We start from the raw sequence: 21,557 nt of genomic DNA on the forward strand, positions 1-21,557 counted from the left end.
CGGCTTACCGATAGTCGAGAGCATGGCTTGCGGAACCCCGGTTGTGACGTCGAACTGTACGGCAATGCCAGAAATTGCGGGCGGCGCAGCCATACTCGTGGATCCCGTATCTGTTGAAGAGATTTCGGTGGCAGCAAAGCGGCTTTTGGAAGACTCCCAACTGCGTCGCACCCTTGCCGAGAAGGGCGTGATTCGCGCTAGGGAGTTCAAATGGTCAGATGTTGCGGCAAAGGTCGAAAGCGTTCTGACGATGCTAGATGTAACAGCCGAATTAGCGCAAGGTCACCGCGTGTCATGAGTCGGCGAGCGACTCATTCGTCGCCTAACGGCATGAGCCCAAAAATGGTAGTACTGCCGAAGAGCAAGTCCTTATCCCATGGATAGCCGCATTGTCAAGAACACGGCGATTAATTTCGCAGGCCTGTTGCTGCCGACGTTTGTATCACTTGCTACCGTGCCAGCATACGTTCACCTGCTAGGGCTGGAACGCTTCGGCGCTGTCGCGCTGATATGGGTGCTGATCGACTATTTCAACGTCCTAGGCTTTGCGATGAGCGTGGCGACGCAGAACCAAATTGCTCCAGCTTATTCGAGTGATGACCTAGTCACATGTCGCGACCTACTCTGGAGCGCATTCTGGTCAAACCTTGCAGCCAGCCTGGTGATTGGCATTGCGGTATATGTGTGCGGATGGGCTTATAGCAGGTACTGGATGGATCCGACCGCAACGCTAACGCAAGAGGTGAGAAATAGTCTGCCTTTACTGGCGTTAGCTGTTCCTGTCGCAAGTGGTTCTTGCGTTTTCTCGGCGGCTTTGGCTGGCGCTGAGCGCTTTGCCGCGTTCAACATGATCCAGACTTCGGGCACCATTTTATTTCAATTGGTTCCGCTTTTTTCGGTCTGGTTATTTGGTCCGACTGTCGGGATCGTTCTCGGTTCGGCGATAATTGTCCGCTCGCTGACAGCTCTGCAACTACTCGTCGAATCGTCCCGCGTACTCAAGTTTCGTACAATATGCCGGCCAAGGTTGGACACGATTCGGCGGCTGTTGAATTTCGGTGGTTGGATGCTCGCAACCACAGTCGTTACTATGGTGACGGATTCGATCGATCGGCTTGTCGTTGGCGCGACATTTGGAGCTCGGACCGTCGCCTGCTACACAGTGCCTAAGAACCTTGTGATGCGGCTAAACATCGTGTCAATCGCGCTCGGGCGGACGCTGTTTCCGCGGCTTTCGGCAGCGAGCCGAGATCAGGCGAGGGTGCTCACGCAACAGTCCCTTGGTCTCCTTGTGGCAATATTCACCCCGCTATCGATAATGGCGATGACTGCGATCGGCCCGTTCTTGCAGGCATGGGTGGGCGGCGACCTAGCATTGATTGCGGCTCCGATAGGGCGCGCACTGATCATAGCTATGTGGTTAGGCGGCCAAGCGGACGTTACTCGAATTCTGATCCAGTCGCAGGTCAGTGCAGCCAGCGCCGCAAGAGCATCGCTTCTGCAATTATGTCTGTACATGCTCATTCTTTATATAGCAATCAATCGGTTCGGGTTGATGGGGGCGGCCGTCGCAACGGTACTGCGAGCCATGTTTGAATATCTCCTTTTGGTTTACGTGTCGCGCGTGCAAGCTTGGCCCACGATACTTTGCATGCTTTCTCAGTTCCCGTTTTTGTTGGCCGATCTATGGCTTACCACTTTATCGCTTGGAAACCTAATGCAGCTGGCCTTGGGCGCAGTACTCGTTGTGGCCAGCTTGGGGCTGTCCTTTAGCACATCTTTGACGTTTCAAGATGTTGTGCGGTCCTCCTGGCAACGGCTGTCGCCAAAAAGCGGAGTATGAGTCAGAGAAATCGCGGCGCAAACCGATGAGCGACTATTGACATGAGGCAACTTAAAGAGTCGAGACGCAGGCTGCTTGCCTCTCTAAAGGCGACCGCCGCATTCGCCGTGTTATCAAGCGCTGGTATGCGAATCCGCGGCGCGCCCACGAATAGCAGAAACGCCGTCCGGACACCGGCCGTGCCAGCGGCGTTCGGAGCAATAGCCGATGGTTTATCGCATCCATTGTCGACGCGCTTCGCCACACTTACTGCCGCACGTGCGGTGTATCCATTCGCAAGCGGACTACATCATGAGATCGACTGGTGTGCCATTCAAGCCGCCATCATGTCAGGCACGCCGGTTAGACTGGCGGCTGGCCATTATCGCATCGACGATACGCTGGCACTTAGGAGCGGCAGTACGTTGGTAGGGGCGGGGGACGCTACCGTTCTCTTGTGGACCAAACCAGTTCTCGGCACAATCTTTTCGATCTTTGCCGCAGAACGCGTTACAGGTGTCCGGCTCGAGAATTTCTCTGTTGTCGATTCGAGCGGCTCAATGACCGGATACGTACTCGCCGGCTATAACGTCCAACACGCATCCGTCGCACGGCTGTCGGCCAGAGGCTTAGCGATCGCTGCGTTTCTGCCTGCTCGAGAAGCCGAGGATAAATACAATCGAGTAACCATAGAGCTCAGCGATGCCGGATTTAACGGTAGTGCCTATTTGAGCGTCACTGGATGCACCGCAGAAGATGTGGCGGAGAGCCCGGACGCGCGAGCGGCCGTTCTATTTAGGTATTGCGTGCAATGGTCAGTGACAGATTGCAGTTTTGCAAACATTCCGTTCGGAGTGCAATGGTGGGGAGGCGACTCCGACCCTGCAGTCGACGGTGGAATAGGGAACCGGCGCAAGTGTATAGATGGAAAGGTAACGAACGTCAAGGCGGTCCATTGCATCGCGGGGGTTTGGGGTTCCATGGGCGACGACGTCCACGTCGTCAGGTGCGAGGTTGATGCAGCCTCTGATGTTGGCATCGACTTTGAAGGATGCGTAGACTGCTCGGCAAGCCAGAACCGAGTGAGCCATTGTAAGAACGGCAACTTGACAATATTTTGGTGGAATGTGGGTATCTCGTTCGTCGAAAATGTTTCTAAACAGATTCGCTCAGACTATCCGCATGTTCGCGTGTACAACGCTGCTCAGGACATTAGAAATCGATCACTCCTCGTCAAAAGCAATAGGTTCTCTACTGAAGGCGCTATAGGTGTCGTTGATACGGGTTCGGGATGTGTCGAGTCGCTGACCTTTGAAGGGAATGAGCTCTTAGACACTAGCATCAATTTTGTCGCGAATAATCTGCGGTACGTGAACGTCATGCGCAATAGAACCGTCTTTACCCGCCTGCTGTTACAGCCTTGCTGTTGTGCCATGCAGATTGGTCAACTCCACAACGGCGGCCGAGCGGTGGTAGCCGAAAATACCCTCGTATCTACGGTTGAGCAGATAAGCCCGGCTATCGCAATCTACTTGTGGTCGGATGACTACAATTCGGACGCGGAGTTCACCGTAGTAGAAAATTCCATACAAGGCTTTCGGATTGGCCTCACGACGGACAACTTCGGTAGAAACCCGGGTAAAACGAGCATCTTTTTCATCGAGAATAATAGGTTTGGATCGGGCGTATACAGGAAGTTGGATCACGGTTCAAGGCCGAGTCAATCATTCTTGCGCGGCAATACTCCTTTGATCGACTAGGCACCGCGATTCGCATCACGCGGTCATGCAAGGCATCGGTTCGGTCTGCTCGAACCTCCACGACGAGTTAAACCAAGAGGAGCACTGACATGCGTGCAAGGTCTCAACGGATATCTTCAGAGGAAACCTGTGTCGAACGCGTTAATGCTTTGGTCGAACGAGCAGACGCGTTGCGAATGCAGTTTGCAGCTGTTCCGGTGAAGGACCTCGTTATGATTCTCAGAACGTATCAAGCCGTCCACAAGCAAGATGAGTGCGTGCCCGTGGGAGATCCACGTGTCCCCGCTGCTACCGAAGAACCAGACGTGGAGGACGTCGCTATGTCTCGCGAGATGAGCAGTTCCGACCACTAAACGATCGTTCCGCCTTGATATGCTCCCGGTGAAGCGCCTGACCTATGCAAAAAGGTTTCAGTATCCGTCTAGCTTCTGCTAACCGGTTGCCTTACTGCCGGGTCTACCGCCCGATGGCTCCGAACGTGTCTTACTTTTCCATCGTTTCAATACATGACGGATTGGGTTCACCAGGCAATAATGCTGCAAAGCGGGCAGCGGATCGTCCCACCGGATATAGCCGTCGAAGACTTGCATGGGCCGAGTTCGCAAGTGGCGAGGGACGCGGTCGGTGATTGAGGCGCGCCAAGCCACATCTGTTTCTTGCGCGTCATCCTGCGCCGGCGGCAGGCCGACTTCGTGCCTAAAGGCGGCTGCGGGAATATTCGTGCCACAAAGCGTGGCAATTTCTTCCTGCCAATCCGTCCTTCCGACAGTGGGCTCAATCATCATGAATTTCTTATAGTTCTCATCCCACTTGTATTCCATGCTTCCCATGCCTTCGAAACCGGCACGTTCCGCGAAGGCCATTGTCATTGGCTCGAGTATCCTACGGACTTCAGGTGCCCTCACACATACGGCCGTGCTTCCGACTTGACGAGGATAGCTAAGCAGCTTACGGCCCGTGAAAGTAGACACATTCCGTCCGTTAGCGCCCCGATAGAAAAGGGTGAAGTATATGTTCGAGTCGGGTCCCTCAATCCATTCCTGTGCGACAACCTTGATCCCTGCGGCCAATGTCGAGCGCGCTTGCTCCTGAGCGTTGACCAACGAGGACGCGAGCACTGCCCGGTCCACACTTCCCACCAGGACTTTGCGCTTGTCATCCGGCTTAAGGACACAAGGAAATTGTAGCTGCGCTAGCTTTTCGAGGTCGTTCTCCGTCTCAAGGACAACGGAACGAGGGACCGGGAAACCTTCTCTGGAGGCGAACTCGTGGAATTTAGACTTATCGCTTAAAATCTTGACGGACTGATCTTCGGGCAGGCGAATGCGAAACCATCTAGATAACCGTTCGCGACCTTCTGACACTGGATGGACGCACTCTTCAAGTGTCAAAAAAAGGATGGGGCGGCGAGTAAACGTCTTGCCTAGTGCGATCATGTCTTCCATGAACGGCTCGCCGGTAAAGCCTCTGATCAGACGCGCTGAGGTGTGACGAGACCATAGCGCGGCACCAGTGTATCTGGTGCCGACCGCGGTAACACCTATTCCGGCACGTGCCAACGAACGAGCGACACCGAGTCCATTGAGGGAGCATCCCACGACTACGGCCTCTGTTTCTGATTTCGTCACTGTTCGCATAGATGTCAGATTGGATTGCATATAATGTCGGTATCCCGAACGAACTTTGGCATCGCTTGATCGCGTTGTCATGCGGTTGATGTGTGGCGCCAACGAGCCTTCGGAAGTATTCCGACGTTGTTAGGGGATGACCTCTGCAGGACAATTGAAGATCATTTCGGAAGAGGTCACGACTGCTCCGGACGATTACTCTGCAATACCCGGGAGAAAGTGATACCGGGGATGACTTGATAACGGAGACTATGCGAAAAACGACTGACAGTGTGCGACGTACAACACGCTATGTGGTGTAGCGCACATGCGGTTGAAAGGCATCGCGAAGGCCGTTCCCGCGCATACGTCTCCTGGCGCCTCGATTTAAACCTGTGATGGTGGGCTGGTTGATGCAGCTCAGTGCCTCTGCTGGCGAAATTTTGCCTACTGCTGCGGCATGAAGCGACGACTGGTTGGCGCGCCTGTATCGTCAGCGTTCTGCGGTGCAGGCCTCGACAGTTTGCGCATGATTGTTCGCTGAAAGCAGCTGAAGCTGCGATTGGTGATAGGGCTGGAGCGCAACAGCGCGAAGAAGTTGGCGTCGGGAAATGATAAACCCATCAAACGACTGTGGATGAACGATAACCATGTCTCTGGCATTACAGCGAGCGGTCTTGCCGCTCAAGCATGGATGTGGTGACATGCCCGTTGTTGGTTTCCGCCCACTCATCGCCGGTGCATCCTCGACCAAAAGCGCGATCGGCAAAGCACTTAGCGTGGGCTATCGGCACTTTGACTGTGCGCAGCGATTTCTGAATGAGCGTGAGCTGGGCAGAGCTTTGCGTGACAGACTGTTGAGCGGAGAGGTTCGTCGTGAAGAAATATTCATAACGACCCGGGTATGGACTCGCAGGCGACAGCTCATCCGACCCGCAATCGACGCGAGCCTTGAAAGATTGAAGGTTGACTATCTCGATTTATATCTTATGCAGGTTCCGCTCGCTGTTCTTCCGGCAGGTGAGCATGATCGGCGGGACTCAAGCGGGAACATTCTGCGTCTTGAACACGCGATGCTGCGCGACGCTTGGAGAGGTATGGAAGACCTGGTCGACAGCGGGAAATGCCGCGCGATCGGGCTGTCCGACACCAGTCTTGTTGAACTGGGGCATCTTTATAAGTCGGCGCGAATCAAGCCGGCGGTCGTTCAGGTCGAGGCGCACCCGTATCATCCGAGGACCGAACTCTTGATGTTCTGCAAGGCGCACGGAATTGCTTTCTTGACATTCTCACCTTTAGGCCGCGGAGTCAAACCAGGTCCGCTGGACGATGGCGTCATACTCGGCATCGCCGCCCGATTGAACCGGACGCCGGCTCAAGTGCTGCTTGCCTGGGCTGCTCAACGAGGTACGGCATTCCTAACCACGCCTGAGACCGGGCAACGCGCGAAAGAAGTTTTGGCTAGTGCAGTGCTTCCGGACGAGGCATTCGAACAAGTAGACGCGATCCACAGGAGAGCGCGACAGACTTCATATGCAGTTTCATCAGGCACCGGCACGCTGTTATTGTATAGCGGGCCGCGCTGCACTCGGTCTATAGCTGGCGGTGTTTAAATGCCTTAAGTCCTGGGAACGGCGCGGGCATATGGTCCTCGACAATGGAGGAGTTCTGGGCCGCAATGGGCGCTAAACCGGCGCATCGGGACAACTTCGAGGCGCTGCGGCAGCGGATCACTGAGCCAGCGGTGGCGGAGCTACGCTAGAAAAACGGACTTTTGATCGACTGGCAACTCATCAAAGACGGGCGCAGGGTCGGGGCGCTGCGGTTTAAGTTCGTGCGGAACCCGTAAGGCACGCTGTTCTGAACCGGGTATTTGGTTCAATTGGTTGACGCGTTCGGTGTACCGCAGGGCGGCTGCTTACCGCAGGGCAATACCCCGTAGCGCGGCGCTTTACGCAGCGAAGCACAACAGCAGCATCTCGGTTCCTTCGCGCCATTTGCACTCGAAGCTATGTACCGGGTGATCGGAAGGGCTATTCCCCGCCTCCTTCTCTTCTGCGCGCCGGGTACTGCCCTCTCCTGACCGGCGAATTTATACCCGATCCAGCGCTCATTGTTGACGAAGAGCTTGGCGCCGCAACGCCAATTTGTTCGCGGACGTCAGCCACGGTACCACGCTGATTGAGCCAGATCGAAATGTTCACGCTCACAATCATCAGCACACCGATCGACAACATGCTGAGGTTGCGCAACTCGTCCTGGAAACCGAACAGGAGAAAGAGCGGCACATTGACGACAAGCGCAATCCACACATGGCGCCGCACTGCGTCCGGCAGGGCGCTCCAGCCCGCTCGCAGCAGCAACACGGCGATCGCAAAAACAATCAAGTTGAAGCCTTTGGTGGTCACCACGCCGTAGTTGTATTCGAAGCGCAGGTAGCTCTTCGCATGTGCGAGGAAAGCTAAGTTGTCCAGCAGGTGATACTCGACCATTCCTCCGCCGTTGTGCGCATAGCGCAACTTAATCAGCATGTTGACGCCCCCTGCAAACGCCAACATGCTTGCTTGGATCGTCCAGGCTTTCGGCGCTGAGAAACTGGCCCGCAAAAATGGATACAGCGTCAATGTAAAAAACAAAAACGATTCCTTGTTGAACGTTGCGACGACAGTCACCGCGAGCAGCCATAGCGCGCGGCCCGTGATCGCCATCCAGACGGCGAGCGCCATGAACAGCAATTCAGGAAAATCGTAGAAATAGCCCCCCTCCGTAAGAACCAACGGTGAAGCCGCTGCGACGACCATTGGCGCGAGCGTGCTTGACACCGGGTCTGAATTTAACGCCAAGCACACGGCGCGCATGGCGAACATCGCCAGGAACAGCGCCGCGAAACACATGTAAAACACCAGGTAGTAACGAAGCGCGTACTTGGGGTTGCGCGCGTCCCAGGCGTTCGGGTAAAACCAGGCAATCGGGCCGTGCACGCGCCCATCCGCAAAAAGCCAGTCTATCGCGCGTGCTCGAAGCGTCTCTGGTGTAACACGCTCCACTTCATTGGCGATCGCCGGCAAGAGCCGCCTGTAAACAAAAGGACGATCGCTGGTTCCGTCGAGCATGGCTGGCAACGCGAACTGGGGGGTCTCATCTCGAAACTTCCATTTAGCGAAGTAACCGTGGAACGCGGCCGCCGCCACCAGGTAGAAGATCACGGCCAGAAGAAACCAGCCGGCGCTGCGGCGTCGAATCGGAGCATCTGGCATCTAATTCTCCAATGCTATGCGCAATTCCGGTGCGCGCGGTGCGCCGGCCGTCCAACCCGCAGGAAGGAAGTCGTGCAAGCGTTCCGAACGAAACGCGCATGTTCGCCCAATTTTGTTACCAGGAAGGTGGTTTACCGCACCAACGTTTGCACTGCCAACGTGAGCGAACGTTCGGGACCGGAAACTGCTGCAGGGAGCGACGCGCAATCAGGCTTCGGCGCGCTAAGCGAAGCAGCACCCGCCTGCATCATGGCGACGCGGCTCAGAGCGGGACGCGCCAATCGAGCATCAAAGAAGCAGCGGGGGTTTTGGTAGCCTGTGCGCTGCGCATCCCACCCTACGTCATTCGCACGGATGGACACGCCGATCTGGTCACCCAGATTCACGTGCCACTGATTGGCTGCTTATGGCCGTTGAACTGATACGACTTTCCCTGTCCCGCGGTCGGTTCTCAGTTTTCGGTTCATGAATTTACTGAGGGCGACGTAGTAGTACGTCTCGACTGGTCGGTCGCACTGATATCCGCGCGTTGGTTACCGCATTATTGTAGTCCGCCCTTTGAGCCTGCCGCTACCTAATCGCAAGTCGCATAGTCCAATCGCGGGTTACTCGGGTGTCCATGGTGATCTCTGGAGGTCAGTCACCACTGCATCACAGGTCGAAACTATCTCCACATCCTTGCTCGCCCACCTTGCCGAAGCCTCGCCATGCCTAGGTCGGAACCCTCAGCAACCGATCACCTTCGCATAGTTGCGACCGGAGCATAGGGGTCGGCAATGCTAATCGGCGGCGCTCGGAAGCCGACGTTGAGGTACACAGGCTTGGCAACGACAGCTAATTGACGTGCCGCAGGCGCACGACGCTTGACCGGCGAGTCGGCTATGGCCGACATCCGCGCGTTGGGCATCGGGCGGGTTGCGCAGTTAACCAGCCGATCGAATGACCGCTTCATGGCGCAGCCGAGCCGCAGCAAGCGGCCGAACCCTGACCGACGAAGATCTGCCTTAGGGCAGGCCATCTGTCGGGGTTAGTATCAGTCAGAAGTCGCTAATGAAAAATAATCGGATGGCCTGGAAACGGACATTACGGGGCACGCAAGCATAACCAGCGGAACGATCCTAAACGGTGCTCCCGCTTGCCGAGCATCAGCAATGACAATTAACAACGCAAGTATCGGGGCGTATCGAGCGCATACAGTTGGTATCATGGCAGCGGTGCAATCACTGAGCAATGAAGCCATGAATAGTCTTGACGTTGCTGCTGAACCCGCCATTCTTACCTCGGAAAAGTTTGACAACTTGACCGTTCATATGTGTCGGATAGCCGCGCCGCACTTTCTTACCCAGTCTCGTCCCGGCCAGCAGGCGGCCACAGCGACAGGAGTAAGAACGCAAAAGAGAATCGATATACTTCTCGAGAAATTATCATTGTTCCGCAACAACACTTTTGCGGCGGGGTAGACGAACAAATAAACCGCAAACAAAATTAGAAAAAAGCACTTTAGGGGCTTGCGATTTGCTCCTGCAATCCAGTACAGAACTATGAGCGTGCGCGAAAAGAAATGCCAGGTTGCAATAGACAACCACAAGCAGCCGACAGTTAAAACAAGCCACTGCGATACGCCCCAGGCAAACTGAATATGCCCAATATCACCGTGCCTTGAGATTGATCGAAGCCCGATGTAGCTTATCAACTCGGACAAATTCGTGACGTTGACCCAGAGACAAAAATAAAAAAGATACGGTCGCCCTACTACACTTGGCGTGCGAAGCGCGCGTAGTGATACAAAATATAAAGATGAGGTCGCAATAAAGGGGCCCGCAAAAGCGATAAGTCCTATTACGTTTTTGGCACCGAACAGGTGTATCAAGAAGTAATTCACGTGCTTATCAATGCCATCCAAGAAAATGACGTTTCTCCAGTCAAAGCTTCCATAGTCTATATCAAAAGGGCCAAGTTTATATCCAAGTAGCCACGCGGTGATCGAATGAGCGTACTCGTGCGGAAGAGCGGAAATCCAAAGCGATAGGATGAAGAAAATGGGGGATAATACGGCGAAAGCAACCGGGCGTTGTAATTTTATCATCTGACTCTCCAACGCAGTTCAGCTCAGCCAACTTCCTATTGCCGCTTATGACCCGCGACGTTTCATCGATTCCACGCCATTCGTCCGCTATTTGGCGCGCAGTCAGCCGATTCTTGTCTCTTATGCAAGGGTCAGCACGGTAGGATAATAGCAGAGCGGCCGTCTCTTCATTACCCGATGCGGCAGCGGCCATTAACGGCGTAACGCCGTCTTCGGTCGCCCGATTCGCGTCGGCACCGTGCTGGTGCAAACTTTCGATAATCGCAAGGCGACCTACCGTCGCAGCAATGATCGTGGCCGTAATGCCGCTGCTGTTCTCGGTATTTGCGTTCGCCCCTCGGATTAGCAAATACTCTACTACTTTGGCATACTCATTGATTATCGCATAAGCCAAAGCATCCAAGCTTTTACCGTCCTTCGCGCCAATATCGGCCCCTTCGTCAACCTGGTGTTGCACTTTGGACAGGTCACCGAGTTCGGCAGCCAGCGCAAGCGGGCTTCTGTCAGTTGCTTTCCCGCAGGCAAATATGAACGGCAGCACGAACAATGCAATAGATCGTTTTCGTTGGCTGTCGATACAAGCAAGCATCGGTTTTCCTCTCTCGTCACGGAGGACAGCTGGGTTGAGCTTCCAACCGCTGCCGCCGCATGTGCTCGTTGGAGGATAGAACGATTCTGCGAACTATGAACACCAATTTTTGGGGAAGCCGGAACTTCCCACCCTAAGCGAGCCCCGCCTCGAGAGTTAAAGGACCGTTGGACTTCTCACCGCGATTGGCGGCCGCACAGCTCGAACATACTCAAGACGCAATTGACATTACCCCAGCGCTCGTTCGAACGGCTCATTCCGATGGCTCGGGGGCGAATCCAAATTGGTTCCGACCTCGCTGTAACGTTCCAGCGACGCAGAGCTCTCCGTTCGGTGTGTTCCGACGGAGTCTTCTTGTGGCCTCCCTTCCCATAAGGTGCGTTGTTCTTTGACGAACAGTGTTGTGGTGCCGCCCCCCCAAGTTCTTACTGTTGCCGCACGAAATGGGGTGCCGTTTGACGTTCGCCTGCACGGCCTGGTCCAAGCCCGACATGCAGACGATTAACCATACCATGGCGATTAACGCATGCTATAGAGACGCGCGTGGTGGTCCATCGCAATCGAGCGCAGGAAGAGGGCCGAGGATCAGGCAGTCTTCCTGAAAACACTAGTAATCGCGGGAGCGTTGCACAGCGCCCGTCAGGAGCCGGCGCATGCATTCAGACCTTATGACCTTTCCGATCTTTGACCATCACAAGGGCAGAATGGATATCGACAAAGTGCGGCACCCGCCGACGCATATCGCGTCAGAACGCCACCGTCTTGTCTGATGCGATCGTCGAATACGCGGACCGCGCGATAGCCCCACGATTCGGCTTGCACCCCACCTTCCATTGAGCCGCCTTGGCGGGCGGGTTTGTGCTGCATGCGCAAGTCGACGGGCGCGGCGCCTATTCGGGGCAAGCTCCACGACGCTGGTGTTGTCGACACGCAGTTGCTTGATAGCAGTACATCTGTTTTCATCAGTGACCAGCGGAACGCTCGACGAGTCTAAGCCCCTGGATCGTTATGAGCATTGTTGTAGTACCTTTGCACTGAAGGATCCTCGACTCTCAATACAGCGATACGGCTACCCAATAGGACGCTTGCCGTTCAAAGAAAATAAAACTTTCTTGGCGCGATCCTTCGAAGAAAAACGTTCGCTCGTTCGCCTGACACTCAAGGAAATGCGCGTGTACCAGTGGAATACGATCGTCTTGTTCACCTTCTCCGCCGCCGCCGCGATGTGCCGGTTGCCGACGACGATCGCCTGCCGCGACGCCTTGGGGTGAATCGCGGTAAGGCGCATCCACGCCGAACACCATTCAAGCCGCCTCGGCCTGTAACGTGAAATCAACGTGGATAGCATCGTAGGGAAAAATGATGTCGCCGTTGTCCGAACGTTCCAGGACGCCAACATTGATTAGCGCGAGAACGTCATCATGCACGCGGCGGACATCGCGATCGACGCGTCGGGCAAGTTCTCGAATCGACATGGCCCCCGCGCCTGTCATCTTCTTGAGGATGTCCCAGCGCAACTGGGTGAGCGTCCTGAGCAACAGGTCGGGCGTTGCGAAGCTAATGAATTCGCCCTGTTCTTCGCCGCGCATGGCGGCTGCGAAACTTCGGGTGATGTCGTCGCGGGAGGCGATCCCAAGCGTTACCGTGGTCATTGTGCGGCCCTCCATTGGTCTACGTCTGACCAGAAATCTGCCATAAGCTGTTCCGGCGTCGTGAATGCATAGGGCGTCTCGACTTCGCCAACATGCTTATGGTCGCCCTTCCCGCGTTCGTTGTCGTAACGAAGCACGCATACGTTCCTCACGATGTACGCGGCACTATATTTGTAGAAGTGTGCGCTGCCCTCGACAGGTTGCGGAACCTTCCAAACAAGTAAAGCTGCAAATGACTGTTCATCGACGGGGACACGGCGTTTCAAGAGGCGGATTGCATTCATGTTGACAATGATGACAACGCGCGCCGTTGTTGTCAATCAAGCGGCCTAACCAGCGGTCCAAGCGGCGGCCTGTACAGCGGCTCAGGCGGCGACGCGAGCGGCGGTTCAAGCTCGACAAGTCGACTGACGCTGGCTCCCCTCGAGCGCCTCGCGGTGCCGCACGCGCTCTCCGGCGCCCATGGTGAAAACCGCGCGACGGCGTTCTGCTACATCCAGGCGAACCACGATCTCGATGCGGTGCGCGCGTATCTGAACCGCTTTCGCGATCAGCCGAAAACCTTGCGTGCGTACACCAAGGAGCTCGAACGCTTCTTATTGTGGGCGGTGGTGCTGCGCGGCAAGGCGCTCAGTGATCTGCGGGTGGAGGACTGTGAGGCGTACAAGGATTTCCTGAAAGGCCCGGATCCGCGCTTTGTGGGGGAGCGGTTCGCACGGCACTCGCCGCGCTGGCGACCCTTCGCCGCGTCGGCGGATGGATCGGCTTCGCTATCGCCCGAATCACAGCGGTACACCGTTCGAGTACTGCGGACCGCTTTCGCCTGGTGGGTCGATGTGCGCTATCTCGCCGGCAATCCATGGAAGGCCGTGAACGATCCGGTGGTGATCAAGCGAGAACGCGCGATGAGGATCGAACGGGCCTTGCCGGCGAATCTGTGGCGCAAGCTGCGTGATGAGCTCGATGTGCAAGCAGCAGAGGAGGGCGGGGCTACGAATGGTGCGCAATGGCGGGTCGTGCGTGCGGCGATTCTGTTGATGGGTGATTCCGGTCTGCGACGCGAAGAAGCCGCGAACGCTCGGCGCGAGGATCTGCGCCCTTCATCCTTTGGAACCCCCGAGCGACCGGTCTGGGAGCTGACCCTCGTCGGCAAGGGCCAGCGCGAACGCACGGTGCCGGTGAGCACCGCGACGCTGGGGGCGCTCCGCGCGCATTGGCTCGACCGGGGACAGGATTTTGACGGGGTGACCGAAGAAGACAAACACAGCGGGCCGCTGCTGAGCCCCGTCGTCATTCCGTGGACCGACGCGTCACGCCGGCGACATCGAGCTGGGCAATGTGGTGATGGGCAGCCTGCGAGCGAAGCGGGCTACACCGCCGACGGACTAAACCGGCTGATTAGTCGAATGGTCACCGAACTGGTTGAGACGATGGATGACTTGAGCCTCGATGAACGGGTGCGACTGGGGCGAGCCAACGCGCACGCTTTCAGGCACACATTCGGCACCCAATCAGTGGCTGATGATGTTCCGGTAGATGTCGTGCAGAAAGTGTTGGGTCATGCGTCGCTGCAAACGACGACAATCTACGTTCAGGCAGAGAAGCAGCGAGTACTTGAAGAAGTGGCTCGCTACTATGCTGGCGCCGCAACGCCCAGCAATCGACGTGAACAGTGAACCGCATGCTCATGATGGTTGAAGTCCGACGGCGCGCCACGAACATCACAAGGGTCAGTCTACCGTCGTGTGCGTCACCCATTGCGCTTAAGCCCCGAATCGACTGCTTCAAAAACTTGCACATTATCGAGCTTGCGAACTAAGCGAGCCGTGCCTTTTGACAATATGCCAATCGACCTGACACCATTCGAGCACGGCACGCTTTGCTTCGGCAACACGTGGTCTATCGCTGACGAGTCTGCTCTCGCACTAAACATCGCCCGGGTGGCGCTGGGGCAGGACCGACATATCCAGAAGATCTTGGCTGGGGCTTCACTCGCGGCGCCGCCGACAACGCCGCGCGCTGGTGCAAGTGCTGTCAAGCTCCTTACTGTGCCTGCCGGCCAAGATCCTTGGCACCGCGACGGTTGGATGTTTCAAGTACTTTCTTGGATCGCAGCCTATCGCGCGTCGCCGACTAGCATCATCCGCGCACCCCAAATGATTTCGGCACAGAAGGGGTTCGATGGCCTTGAGTTATTGGTCGATACGGCGAGCGGCAAAATCAAGGGCGCGGTGATCTTCGAGGACAAGGCAACGGACGACCCGCGGACAACCATTCGTGACAAGGTATGGCCGGAATCTGCTGCGCTCGAATTGGGCGAAAGCGAGAACGTGCTGGTGTCGGAGGTGGTCGGCTTGCTCGCAACTCGGCCAGACATAGACTCAGACGCCGCGATAGAACGCGTCTTATGGGATGACGTTCGGCGATACCGCATCAGTATTACGGTGGGAGACACCCACGCCAGCGAGCAGGGACGACGACGACTATTCGATGGATACGACACGGTTGCGAGCGGGGAGGCTCATCGTCGTCGCGCCGAGACACTCCACGTATTGAACTTGCGCGCGTGGATGCAGACGCTTGCAGAGGAGGCAATCGCTGCCATTCACGACGAGGTGAAAAAGTATGTTTGACGCTGACACGGTTTCGCTAATCAAGCAAGCGCCCGCATTGCCAGGACTCGATCTCCAGAACCTTCCACGGCGTCTCACGGATGCGTATGCAACGCTCGTGTCCGCGCGGATACGTCTCCGGACGGTCGTAGACGATCAGCCGCTTCCCGATGATATCCAGAAACTGGTACGCGACACCAACCGGCTCGCATTTTCGCAAGAAGCGCTTGTCTCCGCATTGGGCGATAGAGAGAATCGTGCGGCAGCGGCCTTCGTCGGGGGAGCGGCACACCACGTCGCGTTACTTGCCAACAAGATCGGTCAACGATCCCCGCGACCTAGTCGACTCTTGTTGGAGAGCATCCCGCCTGAAGTATCCGCGACGCTATTGTTCTTGATCGCTGAATCCAGCGCGGATGCCGGAGAGATGGCAAAGGCTATCGTGGTCGACACGGATGACGTTGTTGAAGCCGCGCTCCTTGACGCAATCGCTCAACTTGCAAACGGGCGCCTGGAACCAATACTGTCCGCAGAATTGCCCGTCGCTGGGCAGATACTCTTCGGAAATCAACAGGAGCAAGCTGTTCGAGCCCTATACTTCATGTTGCTGCAAGGCGTCCGGCATCTAGCAGAAGAACTGCTCGGTCGCACCAGTGACGATTTGGTCCCCGTGAAGGGCAGTGGCCGACAGTTTTTTAAGCACGTGAAGTCGCTCTGCGTGGAGCCCTTAAGCAGCGCCGATGATGGTGATGACCTGCCGTTTAGCGTGTATCCAGGCCCGAGGCACCTAGCCTCACTTCTTTCCTCGGCAGCGAGAGATCTGGCTGCGTCAAGTCTTGTGGAGATTCCGCCACCGACGGGACTGGATGGGGGTGATTGGATTGAACTTAAAAAGACGATCGCCACGCGACGTCCCTATCTGTGGCGTAACCATCGGCAGGCTATCAAAGCGGGGTATCTGACGCCCGGCGTGTCGGTCGCCGTAAGTTTTCCAACGGGCGCCGGGAAGTCTACGCTCGCGGAACTCAAGATCGCCACCGCGCTTCTTCGCAACAAAAAAGTGGTGTTCCTAGTTCCGACTCTCGCCTTGGTCGACCAAACGGCAAATTCGTTGCGGGAAACATTTCCTGCCGCCGATGTCTTGCGTGACACCGGAGATGTCGTCCTCAGCGATGATGTTAACGATCGCTTGTCCGCGATCTCAGTGATGACGCCCGAACGGTGCCTTGCAATGATCAGCTTTGCTCCGAATCTCTTCGGTGGCGTTGGTTTGCTCGTCTTCGACGAGTGCCATCTTCTTCACCCTCGCTCTAATGATTCCAGTCGGCGTGCCATCGACGCAATGTTGGCAATCTTAAATTTCGTCAACTTGGCGCCTGATGCCGATCTCCTGTTTTTGTCCGCGATGATGATGAATACAGGCGAAATGGCCGATTGGATAGGTGAACTCACCGATCGTCCCGCTTTGCCGCTCACACTGACTTGGAAGCCAACCCGACAGGTGCGGGGATGCGTTGTATATGGCGATGAGGAAATCGCGAGTCTAAACCGGCTCTTGCGAGAGACCAGGGCTCGCGTCAATAACGTCAATCCGCCAGTGGCGCTGACGAGGCAGCTCACGGTCAATCCATTTGGGTTTTTCTGTCTGCACCAAACGTGGCAGTCCAAGTCCAGAAGCGACTATGCGCTGCTGCCATTGCTGGAAGGGACAGTTACGCTTGCGACTGGAACGTTCAAAAACAAGGACTGGTATTTGACCCCGAACGGCAATCGTGTCGCGGCGGCAATCGCAGAGGCAACGGCGCGCCAAGGGCTAAAGACGCTTGTGTTCACGCAGACCGTGACGCTCGCGAATAGCGCAATGGAGAACATATCAGAAGGGTTGGGCGAGGGGGCCTGCGTCCTGACTGATGCCGAGAGCGACCTCTATCGAACAGCGGTTGATGAGTTGGGTGACGCAAGCTGCCTTTACATTCGAGTAGCCGAGCCGAACCTCCTGCTTTCTTCCAGCGTCTGTCACCACGGGCTATTGTTGCCTTCGGAGCGGCATCTGCACGAGTCGCTGTTCAAGCGGAGGGATGGGGTCAATGCAATGGTTGCGACGTCTACCCTTGCACAGGGGATGAACCTCCCCAGCGAAGTAGTCATTATCGGCGGAGACAGTCGGTTCGATCCGGGCGCGGAAAAGATGGAGCGACTTGAAGCTCATGAGTTGCTCAACGCTGCCGGAAGGGCGGGAAGAGCGGGGGAGGCGTCTCATGGATTTGTCCTTGTTGTACCGAGCAAGGTCGTCGATTTTGACAACAAGAAAAGTACGATACACGGCCACTGGACAGACTTGCAGGCCATTTTTTCGCAGAGCGATCAATGCCTCACGATCGACGACCCAATGACTGCTTTGTTGGACGATCTTCACAACAATATTGAAGCATCGCCGATGGCAAAGTATCTATTGCGACGGCTTCCGGTTAATTCGTCTGTTGCGTCTACCGAGAACGATGAGCCAGCTAGGGCCATGCTGGCCCGATCGTTGGCTGCTTTTCGCGCGAGACAGGCTGGCAATGCAGAATGGATCAAATCACGAATTGATGCGGCGATGTATCGACGGAGCCTTGATCCCGACACGCCGATGGTGCTGACGTGGGCTGATCGGTTGGCAGCATCGGCCGGAATTCCTGTGGCGATCGTACGCGAACTTGGAGCGCCGCTACAGCACATCGATCCGAGTGCAAGCGTCTCCGATTGGTTCGAATGGCTCGCCAATTGGCTGACGCAACGCTCGCATTTGATTCCGACGCTCGTTCGCCAAGAGAGCCTTGAAGGAATGTTCGGAACCGAATATAAGAAGCTGCACGATGATCAAGCGAAGGGCGCTCACGTTGTCGGGCCCATTTGCGCCCTCCTTCGCCGCTGGATGGCGGGTGACTCGCTAATGGAGATCGAGCAAGCCTTCGATACTGCGAAGGGAAAAATCGGAAAATGCAAGAATGCTCGCGAGTTCGTCGTGCGTCTGTTGCCGGAGATTGCATACGTGTTTGGACTCCCCGCGCAGATTGTTCGTGCGATCGCATTAGAGCGAGGAGATTCGCCGCAACGGCTTCCCCTTGCCCTGGAACTCTTGGGAACATGTGTTCGGCAAGGGTTCGACAGCGTCGACAAGTATGTGTTGCGAGGGCTACTTCTAGGGAAGCCGGCTCGTCGAGCCGTCCACCGCAAATACATTGTTATCGAACCGCTTTTGATGTCGCCTGAGGCTGGAGAACATTTCGCCGGCGCACATCGGCGCGTCCGGACAGCTGTTGAAATGTCGGCCTGACGGCGACAGCCTGCGCAAAAGCTCGACCCGACCGCGTCGAGCGATCGGTTGACACAACGCTGTCTTATCCGTTGTCGCAGGTAGTTCGATGTACTACAAACCGGAACGCCTGCATCACCATTAACGCTAATCCTCATAATACGAATTATCAGGATTAGAGCCGACCAATTTTTCTGCGTTTGAAGCGTCCCCGCGTCGGGGAAGGAATGACAGCAGCGAAATCAGGCCACCGGGTGGAAGGGCGCCGTGTGGAACGCATGCCAAGCCGTAAGTCGGATACGAGAGCTAACGGGCAATCTGCAGCCGGTTCGGTAAGATGACGTTCGGCTCAACGAGAGGAAAAGTCATGAACAAGCAGGAATTGATCGAAGCAGTTGCGTCGCAGGCCGGAGTCAGCAAGAGCGCCGTTGAACAGACTATCAACGCGGTTGTCGAAACCATCGCCAATGAGGTGGCCGCCGGAAACACGGTGCAATTGATCGGATTCGGCACTTTTGGCATCGGCGAGCGCGCCGCTCGAAGCGGCCGCAATCCGTCGACCGGCGAGGCGATCGAGATTGCGGCTGCGAAGACGGTCAAATTTACCGTAGGCAAGGCGTTTAAGGACGCAGTCAACCGCGCGTGACGCTAACACGACGGTGACGCGGCCAGCATCGCTCGCTGATTCGAGCCTCTCCCATTCAACCGCCGCTTCACCGTCCGTCGGTCGCCGGCCTTTGCCGCGGACCAAACGGGGGCCGGCTCTTCTTCGGCGGATTGCGCGACGTCGCGAGCGACAGATTGTTCTTGAGGTCGAACGCGCGCGCTAAAGGGCCTGCTTCTGCGCGTCGATTCAACGTCCGCCGGCACTGGCAACGGAAGCTGACGGCGGTCAGCGCGTTGCGCTGGTAGTGTCGTTAGCTTGGTCTGCTATTGGCCTGCACTTCCAGTACCGCAAGGCGCACCTCGTCAGGCAACGGCGAAACGCGGGCGCTTTTGATGAAGCCCTCGAGCCGTTCTCGTGCGGCTGTCAGGTCACGATTGGTGATTCTGCGCAACTGCTCATCATGCAGTCGCAGCACTTGCTCGAGAACGGCCGCAGTTTCAGCGTCAATGAACCAATGATCGCCCTGTTTCCCGCGAGACAGACATCCATTCAAGTTCTTCTCGGCACGCGCGTACAACTCCAGCGGAAGCGCGCCGAAGCCGTTCTCTTGGAGGAAAAGCGTCATGTAAAGCACGCGCAGCAGCTCGTTAAATTGATAAGCGGTTCCGCTTCCTTCGCGCCGGCATGCGGCGAGCGCAATATGGATGGCCAGGGACATCTTACTGGCGGTTTCAATTGGCAACGGAAGCAACATGGCGCGGGTCAGCGGACGACGCGGGCGGGCCGTGCTGCGAGTTTTGCGCGTAGCACTACGGGGCATGGCAGAAGTAATGAATAGTGAAAAACGGAACCGTCGCGGGGCGCCGGCATTGCCCTCGCAAGTCTAACGCAACGAACCTTTTACTGCCTTGCAAGGCCATGATTGCTGGTGCGATCCGCAGCACGCGTTGCCGACGGCTAAGCATCTTCATCTCGCCGATTCGGCCTAGCGCTTTGTACAAACCAAGGATAGCTTTGTTACATGCTGAGTCGACGCGCATTTTGTCGCAGCAGACGAATATACTCTTCAAAGCAAAGCTTGATGAAGGCCGAATTCAAAGACTTGTTCAATCTTATCGAGGGCAGCTAACTGGCGCTTAACGGCGTGTAGAAGATTGGACGGTGATCGGCACACTGACCTGCGCGTCCACGGGTAAATAATGGCCGCTATCCGAGGCACTATGGTCCGTTCTTCGTGGCCTTCAAGAATGCATCTTTCTTACGGAGGAGCGTTTGAAGGCAGCACAGGAGGAAGAAGCCACTACATCCGCGCTGCGCTGAGCTCCGATGGTCTCAATGATGAGCACCGACCGGGCGCTCATTGCGATTGTTCAGTCGAGCTGGTGGCTTTCCTCGAGCAGTTGACGAAGCGCCGCTTCTTCCTCCGCCACCACGTTCGCGAGTTCGGGGAAACCGAAAAAATTGAGATACAGTCCTGCCTGCTGAACCAGCATGTCGAAGCCGGGTACCCCGCGTATGCCACGCTGACCCACTGCGCGCAACAATGGTGTCGGTTGCCCTTTCATAAGAATGTCGTAGACGAAAGCATCCACGTTGAGCCGATGGACGGGAACAGGTAATAGGTCGTCGGGGTTTAGCCCAAGCGGCGAAGCATTGATTACCAGGTCGAACTTCGCGGGATCGTTTGATTCGACTGCTTCAATCCTGCACGCGGGGTACGCCGTTAGAACGTTCCGCGCTAACTGCTCGGCCTTAAAACGGTCGGGATCAAACAGTGCTATGTGAGGACACCCGCGGTCGGCGAGTGCGGCGGTCAGCGCTGACGCCGCGCCCCCTGCGCCGATAATCAGCACTCGTCGCGACGAAATGTCTATGCCATAGCGGTCGAGAGAGCGGGCAAAACCGAGACCATCGAACAACGCGCCTTCGAGAGCGCCGTCTTCGCCGCGGCGAATCGCGTTTACCGCTCCTGCAACCGACGCCTCGCGGGTTACTCGACCAACGGCCCTCGCACCCATCGCCTTATGAGGGATGGATAGCGCGGCGCCGCCCACCGATGGAGATGCAAAAAGCGCACGCAGCGTCTCCATGAGGTGTTCCGCCTTGACTTGCATTGGCACCATTACCGCATCCACGCCATGCCGGTCGAACAAGGTGTTGTAAAGTTCCGGGGCGCGCACCTGGGCAATGGGGTCCGCGATGCAATAAAAAATCCGTGTCGATCCAGTGATGATCATATTCGGCCAGGTTTTTGCGAGAGGACAGCACAC

General features: G+C 56.4%; 17 protein-coding genes. 10 read left to right on the forward strand and 7 right to left on the reverse strand.

Annotated features, from left to right (window positions below; genetic code table 11):
- The 3 genes from GV035_RS28660 to GV035_RS28670 all read left to right on the forward strand — a co-directional run.
- The coding region (locus GV035_RS28660) for a glycosyltransferase (RefSeq protein WP_159839472.1) at positions 1-298 on the forward strand (298 nt) is incomplete at its 5' end.
- A gap of 78 nt (positions 299-376) precedes the next feature.
- Positions 377-1,843: an oligosaccharide flippase family protein gene (locus GV035_RS28665; RefSeq protein ID WP_159839474.1), complete on the forward strand. Its 1,467-nt coding sequence runs from the start codon at positions 377-379 to the stop codon at positions 1,841-1,843.
- Positions 1,844-2,022: 179 nt separating this feature from the next.
- Complete coding sequence (locus tag GV035_RS28670; RefSeq protein ID WP_159839476.1) at positions 2,023-3,582, forward strand: hypothetical protein; 1,560 nt, start codon at positions 2,023-2,025, stop codon at positions 3,580-3,582.
- Between the two features lie 431 nt (positions 3,583-4,013).
- On the opposite strand, the gene GV035_RS28675 is transcribed toward GV035_RS28670, so the two are convergent.
- Positions 4,014-5,018 carry a carboxylate--amine ligase gene (locus tag GV035_RS28675; RefSeq protein WP_159839572.1) on the reverse strand — a complete coding sequence of 335 codons (1,005 nt, stop codon included), beginning with the start codon at positions 5,016-5,018 and terminating at the stop codon, positions 4,014-4,016.
- An 821-nt stretch (positions 5,019-5,839) separates the two neighbouring features.
- Here GV035_RS28675 and GV035_RS28680 point away from each other — a divergent pair.
- Positions 5,840-6,802: an aldo/keto reductase gene (locus tag GV035_RS28680; RefSeq protein ID WP_159839478.1), complete on the forward strand. Its 963-nt coding sequence runs from the start codon at positions 5,840-5,842 to the stop codon at positions 6,800-6,802.
- Positions 6,803-7,222: 420 nt separating this feature from the next.
- Here GV035_RS28680 and GV035_RS28690 read toward each other — a convergent pair whose 3' ends face one another.
- Positions 7,223-8,446, reverse strand: coding sequence for a hypothetical protein (locus tag GV035_RS28690; RefSeq protein ID WP_159839480.1), 1,224 nt, complete (start codon positions 8,444-8,446; stop codon positions 7,223-7,225).
- Between the two features lie 1,151 nt (positions 8,447-9,597).
- Here GV035_RS28690 and GV035_RS28695 point away from each other — a divergent pair.
- Positions 9,598-9,906, forward strand: coding sequence for a hypothetical protein (locus GV035_RS28695; protein ID WP_159839482.1), 309 nt, complete (start codon positions 9,598-9,600; stop codon positions 9,904-9,906).
- Between the two features lie 498 nt (positions 9,907-10,404).
- Here GV035_RS28695 and GV035_RS28700 read toward each other — a convergent pair whose 3' ends face one another.
- Positions 10,405-11,121: an ankyrin repeat domain-containing protein gene (locus GV035_RS28700; protein ID WP_159839484.1), complete on the reverse strand. Its 717-nt coding sequence runs from the start codon at positions 11,119-11,121 to the stop codon at positions 10,405-10,407.
- A 1,085-nt stretch (positions 11,122-12,206) separates the two neighbouring features.
- Between GV035_RS28700 and GV035_RS28705 the strand changes: the two genes are divergently transcribed.
- Entirely contained in the window at positions 12,207-12,392 is a 186-nt protein-coding gene (locus tag GV035_RS28705; RefSeq protein ID WP_159839486.1) for a hypothetical protein, read from the forward strand.
- Positions 12,393-12,425: 33 nt separating this feature from the next.
- Here GV035_RS28705 and GV035_RS28710 read toward each other — a convergent pair whose 3' ends face one another.
- Together GV035_RS28710 and GV035_RS29660 are read right to left on the reverse strand one after the other, a co-directional pair.
- Positions 12,426-12,773 (reverse strand): HVO_A0114 family putative DNA-binding protein, encoded by a 348-nt coding sequence (locus GV035_RS28710; protein WP_159839488.1) that lies wholly within the window; start codon positions 12,771-12,773, stop codon positions 12,426-12,428.
- Complete coding sequence (locus tag GV035_RS29660; RefSeq protein ID WP_236572931.1) at positions 12,770-13,057, reverse strand: toxin-antitoxin system TumE family protein; 288 nt, start codon at positions 13,055-13,057, stop codon at positions 12,770-12,772. Before GV035_RS29660 ends, GV035_RS28710 begins: the two co-directional genes overlap by 4 nt.
- A 153-nt stretch (positions 13,058-13,210) precedes the next feature.
- Here GV035_RS29660 and GV035_RS28715 point away from each other — a divergent pair, with 153 nt between their 5' ends.
- The 4 genes from GV035_RS28715 (at position 13,211) to GV035_RS28730 (ending at position 19,326) form a co-directional block, all read left to right on the forward strand.
- Positions 13,211-14,449 carry a tyrosine-type recombinase/integrase gene (locus tag GV035_RS28715; protein WP_236572915.1) on the forward strand — a complete coding sequence of 413 codons (1,239 nt, stop codon included), beginning with the start codon at positions 13,211-13,213 and terminating at the stop codon, positions 14,447-14,449.
- A gap of 165 nt (positions 14,450-14,614) precedes the next feature.
- Positions 14,615-15,406 carry a hypothetical protein gene (locus GV035_RS28720; protein ID WP_159839578.1) on the forward strand — a complete coding sequence of 264 codons (792 nt, stop codon included), beginning with the start codon at positions 14,615-14,617 and terminating at the stop codon, positions 15,404-15,406.
- Positions 15,399-18,701: a DEAD/DEAH box helicase gene (locus tag GV035_RS28725; RefSeq protein WP_159839490.1), complete on the forward strand. Its 3,303-nt coding sequence runs from the start codon at positions 15,399-15,401 to the stop codon at positions 18,699-18,701. The genes GV035_RS28720 and GV035_RS28725 overlap by 8 nt, the downstream gene beginning before the upstream one ends.
- Before the next feature lie 346 nt (positions 18,702-19,047).
- Complete coding sequence (locus GV035_RS28730) at positions 19,048-19,326, forward strand: HU family DNA-binding protein (protein ID WP_159839492.1); 279 nt, start codon at positions 19,048-19,050, stop codon at positions 19,324-19,326.
- A 271-nt stretch (positions 19,327-19,597) separates the two neighbouring features.
- Here the strand turns inward: GV035_RS28730 and GV035_RS28735 are convergent, their stop codons facing one another.
- Both GV035_RS28735 and GV035_RS28740 read right to left on the reverse strand, forming a co-directional pair.
- On the reverse strand, positions 19,598-20,005 hold the full coding sequence (locus tag GV035_RS28735; protein ID WP_159839494.1) for a hypothetical protein: 408 nt from the start codon (positions 20,003-20,005) through the stop codon (positions 19,598-19,600).
- Between the two features lie 652 nt (positions 20,006-20,657).
- Positions 20,658-21,524 carry a shikimate dehydrogenase family protein gene (locus GV035_RS28740; RefSeq protein ID WP_236572917.1) on the reverse strand — a complete coding sequence of 289 codons (867 nt, stop codon included), beginning with the start codon at positions 21,522-21,524 and terminating at the stop codon, positions 20,658-20,660.
- Positions 21,525-21,557: the final 33 nt, after the last annotated feature.

This window comes from Burkholderia sp. 8Y (assembly GCF_902506145.1).
In the GTDB taxonomy this organism is placed as follows: Bacteria; Pseudomonadota; Gammaproteobacteria; order Burkholderiales; family Burkholderiaceae; genus Caballeronia.